Genomic DNA, 13,007 nt, shown 5'->3' on the forward strand with positions numbered 1-13,007 from the left:
GTCTGCCACTCCCCGTTACCAGGGCGTTCGACTTGCATGTGTTAAGCCTGCCGCCAGCGTTCGTTCTGAGCCAGGATCAAACTCTCAGGTTAAACAAAAGTTCAATCTCAGGCACCAATTCTCAATCGCTGCATAAAGCACTCAAAGTTCCTGCACCCTTCTCAGGACACAGAACTCGACAGAGACCATCAAGGCCTCTCGGCCAAAATGTGTCTTCCTTGCTTCTTTTTCCGAAAAAGAAACGTACCTGTCCGTAACTCTTGCCTCTTGGCAAATCTGTCACCAGATCCGCCGAAGCACAAAGTCAACGCCGGCCGCGTTTCCCTTCCTTCAAATACCTGATTGTCAAAGAACAGAACGCAGAAGCGTTCACCCCGTTTCCGGGAACCGCAGACAACTAAACCGTTCGCTCTTGCGAGCTCCTCACAGCTCAGTCGTTTTCGGCTGACCCGACAGCGTTTGGCGCCGTGTTTCCGTAGCGCCGCCGTCGATGGAGCGGTTTATAGCCAGACCCCTCAGAGGAGTCAACACAGATTGTCAAAAAAGATTCACAAGGCAGGAACCCCGCAGAAACGCTCAGGTTCAAGCGGGCTGCGCCTGTGATTTGCGCCCCTTTTCCCCACAAGCCGGCTTAAAAAAAATGGGCCACCTGAAAAAGATACTCCCGTCCGCCTGCCAGCCCCGCCATCCCGCCACAGGAGACGCGGGAAAGGCGCCTTCACACTGGCTCTGTCCCCCATCTATGATATGGGCCAGCCATATTCATGCCTGAAACCGTGCTTATCGACCGCTTCACCCTCAGGTACGGGCGCAACAGTGATATGGCAAAGCGCCTGCGCCGTTGACCTTTGCGGCGGCAGGCTGCATTTTCCGTCAGGCTCCGGATGGTTCCGGCCGGCGGAGGTTTCCGTGCAATGCGTGGCCTTGCAAGGACAATGCGGGGCGGGACGACATGAACAGACAAGGCAACTGATGCATCTGGGCCCTTTTCAGTCTCACGCTCTTCCAGCGGTTGAACTTGGCACCATGCCGCCGCTCGTTGTCTATGACGAGCGGAACGCCTTGCCGGACCGCCGCAAGGTGAGCCTGCGCTGGCTGACCGGGACTGTTCTGACGGGCGTCACATCTATTGTGCTGATGGGCGGAGCATTGGTAGCGGCCCTCGATGGGCAATACCGCGTTGCCGCCGCGACTGCCCACACGCCCGCTCCCGAAATTCTGAACACCGCTGGCGCCGGGACGAAAGGCGACCGGATCAGCAAGGCCGCAGCCCAGTTCACCAGCAAGCGCATCATTCCGTTGAATGTCGTGACGCGCAGCGGTGATCAGGAACACATCAAGGCCAGACCATATACCTTTGTGAACACCAGCCTGATGACCCGGCGCCTCACCGATGTGGAGGGCCGCATCCCGGCCTTCAATCCGCTGCAGATGTTCGCCGATCAGAAGCCGCTGGATGAGCGGACGGTCAGCGATGCGGTCTATTCCGCCAAATCGGAAGGTGAATTCACGCTGGCCCAGAGTGACTTTCCGGTCAACAGCCCGCTGATCGACACGGCCCTCACACCTTCGGAGACGGAAGTGGAGCGGCAGGTCCGGGTTTCAGCCCGGTTTCTGAGCGAAAGCGGCATCCAGATCGCCTCGCGGACCATCGTTGACCCGGACCGTTTCGACTTCAACCTCGCCCGCCAGCCCGACTTTGCCCGGCTGTCCGTCCGGATCACCCAGGAAAACGTCTCCTTCGTTTCCAAGCAGGCGGGCACAGCCCCGGTGGCCGGCTTTGACGAGCGGATCATTCCGGTCGAGCAGGACATGGCCTTCAAGGACATTCTCCTCGACAATCAGGCATCTGATCCGGAGGCCGAGGCCATTCTGGCGGCCTTCCGCTTTGGCGCAGGCATTGTGGACCTGGCGCCGGGCGACAGGCTGCGTCTGGCGCTTGGCGCCGATCCTGCGGATCCAACAATCACGCGCGTGGAGCGGGTCAGCATCTATAGCGAGAACCGGCACAAGGCGACCGTCGCCCGCTCCGACAACGGCATCTATGTGACCGCCAATGAGCCGGCCGGAGACCTGCTGGACGCCTTTGCCGAGGCTGACCGCAGCGCCTTCAGCGGCAGCACCGGCGGCCCATCGGTGTCGCTCTATGAAAGTGTCTATCAGACCGCGCTTGAGCAGCAGATCCCGGAAGACCTGATCAAGGAACTGATCGGCGCCTTCTCCTACGATGTGGATTTCAACAGCCGCGTCCAGCCGGGCGACTCGCTGGAAGTGTTCTATGGCGGCGGCGATGACGAGACTGGCGGGAACGGCGAGATCCTTTATGCCTCGCTGCACACCGGCTCCGCCGAGCGGCGGCTGTACCGCTTCCGTGCCCCGGACGACGGTTCGGTTGACTACTATGACGAGGAAGGCCGCAGCGCGAAGAAATTCCTGATGCGCAAGCCGCTCTCCGGCGGCACCTTCCGCTCGGGCTTCGGCATGCGCCAGCATCCGGTTTACGGCTTTGGCAAGATGCACACGGGCGTTGACTGGTCCGCCCCGCGCGGCACGCCGATCATGGCCTCCGGCAACGGCACGATCATCAAGGCCGGCTGGGAATCCGGCTATGGCAAGCGGGTGGAACTGCGCCACGCCAATGGTTACGTCACCACCTACAATCACATGAACGACTTCGGCCCCGGCATCAAGGAAGGCGGCCGCGTCACCCAGGGCCAGATCATCGGCTATGTGGGCTCCACCGGCCTCTCCACCGGACCGCACCTTCACTATGAGGTGCTGGTGAACAACAACTTCGTCGATCCGATGCGCATCCGCCTGCCGCGCGGCCGGGTGCTGGATGGCGACATGCTGGCGAGTTTCGAGCAGGAGCGCACCCGTATTGACGCCCTGCTGGATCGCGGGCAGAAACCCTCGCGCTTTGCTTCGGCTTCTGCATCGGAGGCGGTCCGCTGACGCAACAGCCTCACACAGCCGGACAGTCAAGACACAAGGACCCGCCGGAGCGATCCGGCGGGTCCTTTTTCATGGCTGGCCGCGCATCATGCCAAGCTTCCGCGAGCTGATGTCATGCGGCCGCAGATTCGCCAGACGCCGGACCCGTGGTGAAGATCAGCCGGTCCGTTCCGGCGCTGACCGCCACGTGGTCGCCGTCCTTCACCGTGCCGGAGAGAATTTTCTCGGCCAGCGGATCCTGCACATCCTTCTGGATCACCCGTTTCAGCGGCCGGGCGCCATAGGCGGCATCATAGCCCTTCTGCGACAGCCAGCCGATGGCACTGTCATCCAGATCCAGCGTGATCTTGCGGTCGGCAAGCAAGGCCCGCAGCCGCTCCAGCTGGATCGAAACGATGGAAGCCATCTGGTTGCGCTGCAACCGGTGGAAGAGGACAATCTCGTCCAGACGGTTGAGGAATTCGGGCCGGAAATGGCTGCGAACCACACCCATCACCTCATCGCGCACCTTATCCGTATCCTCGCCCTCCGGCTGGTTGAGCAGATATTCGGCGCCCAGATTCGAGGTCATAATGATCAGCGTGTTGCGGAAGTCCACAGTGCGGCCCTGACCATCGGTCAGGCGGCCGTCATCAAGCACCTGCAGAAGCACGTTGAACACATCCGTATGGGCCTTCTCGATCTCGTCGAAGAGCACGACCTGATAGGGGCGGCGGCGCACCGCCTCCGTCAGGGCCCCGCCCTCCTCATAGCCGACATAGCCCGGAGGCGCGCCGATGAGGCGGGAGACCGAGTGCTTCTCCATGTATTCTGACATGTCGAGGCGGACCATCGCCGTGTCGTCATCGAAGAGGAAGGAAGCCAGCGCCTTGGTCAGCTCCGTCTTGCCCACGCCCGTGGGTCCGAGGAACATGAACGAGCCGATCGGCCGGTTCGGATCCTGCAACCCGGCGCGGGCGCGGCGGACGGCCGTGGAAACCGCATGGATCGCCTCGGCCTGGCCGATCACCCGGCCCGCCAGCACGTCTTCCATGCGCAAGAGCTTGTCACGCTCGCCTTCCAGCATCTTGTCGACCGGAATGCCCGTCCACTTGGAGACGACCTGCGCGATGTGGCTGGAGGTCACCGCCTCATCCAGCATCGCTTCCTTGGCACTGGCACCGGCCATATCGGCCAGCTTGCGCTCCAGTTCCGGAATGACGCCATAGGCCAGCTCACCGGCCCGGGCAAGATTGCCCTGCCGCTGTGCCTTTTCCAGCTCGCTGCGGGCGCCGTCCAGCTGTTCCTTCAGCTTCTGCTCAAGGTTCAGCTTGTCCTTCTCACCCTGCCAGCGCTGGGTCAGCGCATCGGATTCTTCCTCAAGCGACGTCAGCTCCTTCTCGAGCCGGACCAGACGGTCCTGCGCTGCCGGATCGCTCTCCTTCTTCAGCGCCTCACGTTCGATCTTGAGCTGGATGATACGCCGGTCGAGCTCGTCAAGCTCCTCGGGCTTGGAATCCACCTGCATCCTGAGGCGGCTGGCCGCCTCGTCCATCAGGTCGATGGCCTTGTCCGGCAGGAACCGGTCGGTGATGTAGCGGTTCGACAGGGTCGCGGCGGAGACGATGGCCGAATCGGTGATCCGCACACCGTGATGCAGCTCGTATTTCTCCTTGATGCCGCGCAGGATGGAGATAGTGTCCTCCACCGTCGGCTCGCTGACGAAAACCGGCTGGAACCGGCGGGCCAATGCCGCGTCCTTTTCCACGTGCTTGCGGTACTCGTCGAGCGTGGTCGCGCCAACGCAATGCAGCTCGCCACGGGCAAGGGCTGGCTTCAGCAGGTTGGAGGCGTCCATCGCCCCGTCCGCCTTGCCTGCGCCGACCAGCGTGTGCATTTCGTCAATGAACAGAATGATGCCGCCTGCCGCCGTCTCGACTTCGGAGAGAACTGCCTTGAGGCGCTCCTCGAACTCGCCGCGGTATTTGGCGCCGGCAATCAGCGACCCCATGTCGAGGGCGAGAAGCTGCTTGTCCTTCAGGCTTTCCGGCACATCGCCGTTGACGATGCGCAGGGCAAGGCCCTCGGCAATGGCCGTCTTGCCGACGCCCGGCTCACCAATCAGAACCGGATTGTTCTTGGTGCGGCGGGAGAGAACCTGAATGGTGCGGCGGATTTCCTCGTCGCGGCCGATCACCGGATCAAGCTTGCCGTCACGGGCGGCCTGTGTCAGGTCACGGGCATATTTCTTCAGCGCATCATACTGGCTTTCGGCACTGGCAGAGGTGGCCGTGCGGCCCTTGCGCAAAGCATTGATCGCCTGGTTGAGGTTGGCCGGGGACACGCCCGCCTTGGCCAGCAGCTTGCCGGCCTCGCTGTCATTGTCCATGGCCAGAGCCAGCAGCATGCGCTCGACGGTGACGAAGCTGTCGCCCGCCTTGCCGGCCACCTTCTCGGCCTGCTCGAAGAAGCGCGCCATGGCGGGAGACAGATAGAGCTGCCCCGAGCCGCCGGAGACTTTCGGCAGACGGGAAACTGCCTGCTCGACGGCGATGCGGACATCCTGGGACGAGCCGCCCGCGCGGTCGATCAGACCTGCGGCCATGCCTTCCGGATCGTCAATCAGCACCTTGAGCAGATGTTCGGGCAGGAACTGCTGATGCCCCTGCCCCAGCGCAAAGGTCTGCGCAGACTGGATGAAGCCGCGCGCCCGTTCGGTGTATTTTTCCATATTCATTCGCAAACTCCTTTCCGCCTGACCACCCGTAGCATGGCCGGCGTGCTGGACTGCGGGCCCCATTCGCAGGCAGCCCCGGCCCTGCGGCCGCAAGCTGCCCCAGCGGGCACCCGCGCCATCACCCGGATGGCATGGTTCATATAGTGTTGCAAACTGACAACAAAAGGGGGTGTCCGGCAACTCCGGAAGGATCCTGATCCCCGGGGCTTTCGCGGGGCTCACCCGCCCCGGCAGGCGAAAAGAGAGGATGGGCCGGCAGGCGAAAAGACAAAGGGCGCCCCGGAGACCGGAGCGCCCTTTCGTATCTTTCTGTACCCTGCGGCCTGATCAGGCGCCGCTGGAAGTGGTTTCTTCCACATCCTTGGTACGGCGCGGACGCGGCGTGCGCCGGGCGCGCGGCTTAGGCTCCTCACCGGCTTCCGCCGGAGCGGCAACCTCGGCCGGAGCAGCAGCCTCGGCCGGAGCCGGGGCAGGCGCCGCGGTGGCCTCTTCAGCCGGAGCTTCCTCGCCCTCACGGCGCTGGCCACGGCCACGGGTACCGCGCAGGCGGCGGCGCGGGCGGCCATCCTCACCGTCTTCACCTTCGGCTCCGGAATAAACCGCAGCTTCCGTCGGAACCGCCCCATCGTGAACCGGACGGCTGATATGCCCCCCGTTCAGGCCCGGAACCGGCATGTGCTCGATGAAGGGCTGCGGCTCGTCGGCCGCAACATATTCAACCGGGCGCGGTGCGCGTTCCTGGCGGTCTTCGCGGTCGCGGCGCTCATGCCGGTCCTGCCGGTTGTTACGCTCGGAACGCTCCTGACGCATCGGACGGTCACCGCGTTCGGGGCGCTCACCACGCTCCTGACGATCGCCCCTGTCCTGGCGCGCGGGACGGTCCTGCCGCTCCATGCGTTCGGACCGTTCGGGGCGTTCAGACCGTTCAGGGCGCTCAGCACGCTCGGGACGCTCAAAACGTTCGGGCCGCTCCGGCTGGTCCTGACGGTCGGAACGCTCGTTGATCTCGGCGCCGTCGGCACCCTGATCCTCGCCATCCTCGTCGTCATAGCCATTGTCGAACCGCAGACCGCCGCTTACCGCCATGTTGGGCTGAGCCGCCGCAACGATGCGGTAATAGTGCTCGGCATGCTGGAAATAGTTTTCCGACATGATCCGGTCACCGGCTGCCTGTGCGTCGCGGGCCAGCTGCTGGTACTTCTCTGCGATGTGCAGAGCCGTACCCCTGATCTTCACGTCCGGGCCGTTCGATTCAAACGTCCGGGTCAGCGGATTGGGTCCCTTACGGCCCCGGTTGTTCCGCATACGCTGCTTGTTTTGATTTCCTGGTCTCATCCTGCCGTTAACTCTTAAGGAACGGCGGCCGGCAAGGCCGGCCAATCAAAAGCGCGTCTGTATTCCCTGCGCTGGGGTTCCGGCTTTACCCGGCTCCAGTGAAGGGAGCATGACCGGCTGTGAACAATGAACCGCCACGACAGCCTCACCCGGCGAAGGGCAACGCAATCGTCATATTCTGCGACAGACCGACAGTCCGATTAATCAGAAAATGTTCGGTTTCCAAAACGCGTTGCGATCGTTCGGCCCATAATCCCTGCGTGGGCTGGATCGCCGATATGGCGAGAAACTCGCCCCGACCGCGTTATCCCGGCTTCGGCAAAGTGAAACTAGCCGGTTCGCGTCAGATTTCCAAGCCTTTTTTCAAGGATGTCCGCAGTCAACCCGATGCCGGCTTGATGCCCGTCACCACACGGTCATTTCCGCCGAGATCCTGAATGATTTCAAGATCCTGAAATCCGGCCTCAGCCATCAGGCCGCGAACGGCCCCACCCTGGTCGAAGCCAATCTCGAAGCCGAGCCGCCCGCCGGGCCGCAGCGCTGCCAGCGCTTGCGGCACGATTGCACGGTAAGCAACAAGCCCGTCAGGCCCGCCATCAAGCGCCAGGACCGGGTCATGCTTGCGCACATCTTCATCGAGCCCGGCAATCACATCCGAGGCGATATAGGGCGGATTGCTGACGACCCAGTCGAAGACAGGCGCAAGACTTTCCGCATAACTTGCCTGCGCGAAGCAAAGCCTGTCTTCCAGCCCGTGGCGCTTTGCATTGGCCCGCGCCGTCTCCAGCGCACCGCGTGACAGATCAATGGCAAGACCGCGTGCCTGCGGCAGTTCATTGAGCAGGGCCAGAATGATGGCGCCCGTCCCCGTGCCGATATCGGCAATCAGCGGATTGATGAGGCCGCCCGCCCGCGCCAGTATCGCCTCCACCAGAATTTCCGTGTCAGGACGCGGCTCCAGGGTGTCCGGTGAGAGGGCCAGATCCAGGCCGAAGAACTGCCGCCCGCCAAGAATGCGGCCGACAGGCTCCCGCGCCTCGCGCCGCTGCGCGTAGTGGCGGGCCAGCGCAGCCACGGTCTCATTCACCGGATCATCAGCGCGCAGCACCACATCACCGGGAGACAGGCCGGCGGCAGCGGCCACCAGCAACCGGGCATCCAGCTCCGGCGAGGCAAGGCCCGCCTTGCGGAATCTGTCGCGCAGCGCGCGGTAAAGCCCCCCGAGAGCTGGCTCCTCCCCTGCTCCTGACATGGAATCAGCCCTCCTCGGCCGCCATCAGCGTTGCCTGATGATCCACGGTCAGCGCTTCCACCAGTTCGCTCAGCGCTTCGCCCGCCAGCACCTGCTCCAGCTTGTAGAGCGTCAGGCCAATGCGGTGATCGGTGACACGGCCTTGCGGGAAATTATAGGTTCGGATGCGCTCCGACCGGTCGCCGGAGCCCACCTGCAGGCGCCGCGCCTCGGAGCGCTCGTTCGCTGCCTTGTCGCGCTGCGCATCATAAATGCGGGCCCGCAGCAGCTGCAGGGCTCTTGCCCGGTTCTTGTGCTGGGAGCGTTCGTCTTGCACCGCCACGACGATACCGGTGGGCAGATGGGTGATGCGCACAGCCGAATCGGTGGTGTTGACGTGCTGGCCGCCTGCGCCCGAGGCCCGGTAGGTGTCGATCTTCAGGTCCGATTCCTGAATGTCCACATCCACCTCTTCGGCCTGCGGCAGCACGGCAACCGTGGCGGCAGAGGTATGGATGCGCCCGCCCGATTCGGTTTCAGGCACGCGCTGCACCCGGTGCACGCCTGATTCGAACTTGAGCCGGGCAAAAACATTCTCGCCCGTGACAGACGCGATCACTTCCTTGAAGCCGCCCGCCTCGCCTTCGCTGGCCGACAATACTTCTACCTTCCAGCCCTGCAGCGCGGCATAGCGCTGGTACATGCGGAACAGGTCACCAGCAAAAAGCGCCGCTTCATCGCCGCCCGTTCCGGCCCGCACTTCCAGAATGGCGTCATTCTTGTCGGCGCTGTCCTTGGGCAGAAGGCCGATGCGCACAGCCTGCGTCAGTTCCTCCACCTTCTGCGTCAGTTCATCACGCTCCAGCTCGGCGAGGTCCCGCATCTCGTGGTCGCCGCCCGCCTCGGCGATCAGCGCCTCGGCCCCGGCCAGATCTTCTTCCGCCTTGCGCAAGGCCTGCACGGCGCGCACCAGCGGCTCCAGCTCGGCATACTCACGCGACAGCCGCACGTATTCCCCGGCATCCGGACCGCAGGACATGCGGTGTTCGAGTTCTGCAAAGCGGTTCAGCAGTGTGTCGAGTTTTGCTTGCGCCAGCATGAGCGCATGTCTCCAGAGCCACGGGAGAAAGGAGACTCCCGGCAGTAAACGGGATGAACGGCAGGCGCAGCGCTAGAGCGCCACGTCCTGCTCTTCGGCAAAGCGCTGCAGGAAGGCACGGATCTCGTGATCCGGGTGCCCATGATCAAGGCGCGGCAGCAGGCGTGCCGACAGGCGGCCCGCATCCAGGCTGCGCAGCATCGCCTTCACCGGTCCCAGCGAGGCCGGCGACATGGACAGAGACCGGTAACCGATCCCGATCAGGGCCATGGCTTCCAGTGGCTTGCCGGCGATTTCCCCGCAGAGCGTCACCGGCACATGGTGGCGCCCGGCCACATCCACGATCTGCTTCAGCGCCCGCAGGAAGCCGGGGCCGAGCGTGTCATAGCGGTCGGCAACGCGCGTGTTCCCCCGGTCGACGGCACAGAAGAACTGGAACAGGTCGTTGGAGCCAATGGAGGCAAAATCCACCGCCTGGAACAGTTCGTCCAGCTGGAACAGCAGCGAGGGCACCTCGATCATCACGCCGAGGCGGATGGAATCGGGCACGTCATGGCCGTGGCGGCGGGCGTGTTTCAGCTCGCGCTCCACCAGTTCCTTCGCCCGATGGAATTCGGAGACTTCCGAAACCATCGGGAACATGAGCTTCAGCTCGCGGCCTGCGGCTGCGCGCAGCAGTGCACGCACCTGCGTGCGCAGCAGGCCTGGCCGGTCAAGGCCGAGGCGCAGGGCGCGCCAGCCCATGGCCGGGTTTTCTTCCTGGATCGAGCGCAGATAGGGCAGCACCTTGTCGCCGCCGATATCGAGCGAGCGGAAGGTCACGGGCTTGCCATCCGCCGCATCCAGCACCTGCGCGTACTGGGCCTGCTGATCGGACAGGCGCGGGAAGGACGAAGCCACCATGAACTGCAGTTCGGTGCGGAACAGGCCAACGCCCACCGCCCCCGATTCGGTCAGATGCGGCAGATCGACCAGAAGGCCCGCATTCATCTGCAGCGCGATTTCCACCCCGTCCTTGGTGACGGAGGGCTTGTTGCGCAGCCGGCGGAACTGGGCCTGACGGCGGGCGCGGAAGCGCACCTTTTCCGCATAGGCATCCTGCACGTCCGAAGCGGGGCGCAGATGCACCTCTCCGGTGCCGCCATCGACGATGATGGCATCGCCCGCATCAGCAAGGCTGACGATATCCTGCACCTGGCCGACAGCTGGAATGCCGAGAGCCCTTGCCACGATGGTGACGTGGCTGGTCGGACCGCCCTCCTCCAGCACCACGCCGCGAATCCGGTCGCGGTCATAGTCGAGAAGTTCGGCGGCCCCCATGTTGCGGGCAACGATGATGGCATCCTGCGGCAGGCTGCCGGCGCCGCCGCTGTGCTGGCGGCCCATGAGTTCGCGGATCAGCCGGTGCGCCAGATCGTCGAGATCATGCAGGCGCTCGCGCAGATAAGGGTCCGTCTGGCGCAGCATGCGCGCGCGCATGTCGCTCTGCACCTTTTCCACGGCGGCTTCTGCCGTCAGGCCGTTGCGGATCGCCTCTTCGATCTTGCGGATCCAGCCCCGGTCATAGGCGAACATGCGATAGGCTTCGAGCACATCCCTGTGCTCGCCCGATTGGGCAAAGTCACCAGAGGCCAGCAGGCTGTCGATGGACAGGCGCAACCGGTCGATCGCCCCCTCGAGGCGGCTCGTCTCGTGATCGGTGTCCTCGGCAATGAGGTTGGTGACGACGACGCGCGGCTCATGCAGAACCACGTGGCCGAGCCCCACACCCTCGGCCAGCCCGACGGCCGAAAAGCGGAAGGGACGGGAGAGATCCAGCCCCGTGCCGGGCTTGGCGATGGCTTCCAGCTCACCGGCTGCAACCATTTCCGCGATGACCATCGCAGTGGTCTGCAGCGCCTCGACCTCATCCTCGTAATAGGTACGGTGCGACTTGTTCTGCACCACCAGAACGCCGAGCGTGCGCCCGGCGCGCAGGATCGGCACACCCAGGAAGGAGTTATAGGCCTCTTCACCGGTTTCCGGCAGATAGGCGAAGGCGGGATGCGCCCGCGCATTGGGAAGATTGAGCGGCCGCGCTTCGGCGGCGATCAGGCCGACGAGCCCCTGCCCGACGCGCAGGGACGCCTGGTGTACGGCTTCGCGGTTGAGGCCTTCGGTGGCATAAAGCTCCAGAACGCCATCAGCACGCAGAATATAGACGGAGCAGACCTCGGCGACCACATTCGCCGCGATCAGGACCACGATCTTGTCGAGCCGCTCCTGCGCGTTGATCGGCTCCGCCATGACTTCGCGAAGCCTGCGGAGCAACAGGCGCGGACCGGCCAGGTTGCTGCGCATGGGTCAGCTCCGTTCCTGTCGGCGCGGGCACGGCAGACACGGTCATCGCATCTGCCCGGCCCAGGCTGGTTATTACCCGTCCAAACCGTATAGCGAATGGAGAGTCCGGACCGCAAGTTCCGTGTAGGCAGAATCGATCAGTACCGAGATCTTGATCTCGGAAGTGGTGATCGCACGAATGTTGATGCCCTTCTCCGCGAGGCCACGGAAACACTGGGCTGCAACGCCTGCGTGCGAGCGCATACCGATGCCGATCACCGACACCTTCACCACATCGCGGGCGCCTTCCAGAGCACCGAAACCGAGATCGGCGCGCTTGGCTTCCAGCGTCTTCATGGCCCGGTCGTATTCTGATTCGGGCACCGTGAAGGTGATGTCCGTCGTCTTGCCGTCCGGCGAGATATTCTGGACGATCATGTCCACGTTGATGTTGGCGTCGGCCAGCGGGCCGAACACGGCACCGGCAACACCCGGCTTGTCGGGCACGTTGCGGATGGAGATCTGGGCTTCGTCCTTGGCAAAGGCGATGCCGGTCACGACTTGCTGTTCCACGAGTTCGTCCTCGTCGCAGATGAGAGTTCCGGGGGGAAGACCGTCCTTGCCCTCCTGCGGGGCATCGGGATCGTCAAAGCTTGAACGCACGAAGGTGCGCACGCCATGCACCATGGCCATTTCGACCGAGCGCACCTGCAGCACCTTGGCGCCGAGCGAAGCCATTTCGAGCATTTCCTCGAAGGCGACGCGGTCAAGGCGCCGGGCTTTCGGCACGATGCGCGGATCGGTGGTGTAGACCCCGTCCACGTCCGTGTAGATGTCGCAGCGGTCGGCCTGAATGGCGGCGGCAATGGCCACGGCCGAAGTGTCGGAGCCGCCACGGCCGAGCGTAGAGATGCGGTTGTCCGGGGCAATGCCCTGGAAACCGGCCACCACGGCCACCTGGCCCTGCTTCAGCCGCTCCACCATGAAGGCGCCGTCAATGCCCGTAATGCGGGCCGCGCCATGCGAACCATCGGTCCGGATCGGGATCTGCCAGCCCTGCCAGGACCGGGCATTGACGCCCATTTCCTGCAGCACGATGGCCAGAAGCCCCGAAGTGACCTGCTCGCCGGAGGCGACAACGGCATCATATTCGCGCGCGTCATGCATGGGAGCGGCTTCACGGCACCAGGCGACCAGCTGATTGGTCTGCCCGGCCATGGCCGATACGACGACGGCAACTTCATGGCCGGCGTCAACTTCCCGTTTCACATGGCGGGCAACATTGCGAATGCGTTCGATATTCGCGACGGACGTGCCGCCGAACTTCATAACCAGTCGGGCCATCGTGGTTT

7 protein-coding genes and 1 rRNA gene are annotated in these 13,007 nt (G+C 63.8%); 1 reads left to right on the forward strand and 7 read right to left on the reverse strand.

Annotated features, from left to right (window positions below; translation table 11 throughout):
- Positions 1-92 (reverse strand): 16S ribosomal RNA (locus tag ASC48_RS18170); the annotation flags it as partial.
- Between the two features lie 934 nt (positions 93-1,026).
- Here ASC48_RS18170 and ASC48_RS18175 point away from each other — a divergent pair.
- Positions 1,027-2,955 (forward strand): M23 family metallopeptidase, encoded by a 1,929-nt coding sequence (locus tag ASC48_RS18175; RefSeq protein ID WP_208975818.1) that lies wholly within the window; start codon positions 1,027-1,029, stop codon positions 2,953-2,955.
- 112 nt (positions 2,956-3,067) lie between these two features.
- Here the strand turns inward: ASC48_RS18175 and clpB are convergent, their stop codons facing one another.
- From clpB to ASC48_RS18205, 6 genes are all read right to left on the reverse strand, one after another.
- Complete coding sequence (gene clpB, locus ASC48_RS18180) at positions 3,068-5,671, reverse strand: ATP-dependent chaperone ClpB (protein ID WP_055457099.1); 2,604 nt, start codon at positions 5,669-5,671, stop codon at positions 3,068-3,070.
- Positions 5,672-5,998: 327 nt separating this feature from the next.
- Positions 5,999-7,006: a DUF4167 domain-containing protein gene (locus ASC48_RS18185; RefSeq protein WP_341860394.1), complete on the reverse strand. Its 1,008-nt coding sequence runs from the start codon at positions 7,004-7,006 to the stop codon at positions 5,999-6,001.
- Positions 7,007-7,385: 379 nt separating this feature from the next.
- Positions 7,386-8,258 (reverse strand): peptide chain release factor N(5)-glutamine methyltransferase, encoded by an 873-nt coding sequence (gene prmC, locus ASC48_RS18190; RefSeq protein WP_055457101.1) that lies wholly within the window; start codon positions 8,256-8,258, stop codon positions 7,386-7,388.
- Between the two features lie 4 nt (positions 8,259-8,262).
- The gene (prfA, locus tag ASC48_RS18195; protein WP_055457102.1) at positions 8,263-9,336 is read right to left on the reverse strand and encodes a peptide chain release factor 1; all 1,074 of its coding nucleotides are present in this window, start codon (positions 9,334-9,336) and stop codon (positions 8,263-8,265) included.
- A 72-nt stretch (positions 9,337-9,408) separates the two neighbouring features.
- Positions 9,409-11,676 carry a phosphoenolpyruvate--protein phosphotransferase gene (gene ptsP, locus ASC48_RS18200; RefSeq protein WP_055457103.1) on the reverse strand — a complete coding sequence of 756 codons (2,268 nt, stop codon included), beginning with the start codon at positions 11,674-11,676 and terminating at the stop codon, positions 9,409-9,411.
- Between the two features lie 72 nt (positions 11,677-11,748).
- Positions 11,749-12,999: an aspartate kinase gene (locus ASC48_RS18205; protein ID WP_055457104.1), complete on the reverse strand. Its 1,251-nt coding sequence runs from the start codon at positions 12,997-12,999 to the stop codon at positions 11,749-11,751.
- Positions 13,000-13,007: the final 8 nt, after the last annotated feature.

It is taken from the genome of Pannonibacter indicus, from assembly GCF_001418225.1.
GTDB lineage: Bacteria > Pseudomonadota > Alphaproteobacteria > Rhizobiales > Stappiaceae > Pannonibacter > Pannonibacter indicus.

Excerpts from the sequence above, each read along its gene's own strand:
- ASC48_RS18175 (WP_208975818.1), top strand. The coding sequence starts at position 1,027 with ATGCCGCCGCTCGTTGTCTATGACGAGCGGAACGCCTTGCCGGACCGC.
- clpB (WP_055457099.1), bottom strand. The coding sequence starts at position 5,671 with ATGAATATGGAAAAATACACCGAACGGGCGCGCGGCTTCATCCAGTCT.
- ASC48_RS18185 (WP_341860394.1), bottom strand. The coding sequence starts at position 7,006 with ATGAGACCAGGAAATCAAAACAAGCAGCGTATGCGGAACAACCGGGGC.
- prmC (WP_055457101.1), bottom strand. The coding sequence starts at position 8,258 with ATGTCAGGAGCAGGGGAGGAGCCAGCTCTCGGGGGGCTTTACCGCGCG.
- prfA (WP_055457102.1), bottom strand. The coding sequence starts at position 9,336 with ATGCTGGCGCAAGCAAAACTCGACACACTGCTGAACCGCTTTGCAGAA.
- ptsP (WP_055457103.1), bottom strand. The coding sequence starts at position 11,676 with ATGCGCAGCAACCTGGCCGGTCCGCGCCTGTTGCTCCGCAGGCTTCGC.
- ASC48_RS18205 (WP_055457104.1), bottom strand. The coding sequence starts at position 12,999 with ATGGCCCGACTGGTTATGAAGTTCGGCGGCACGTCCGTCGCGAATATC.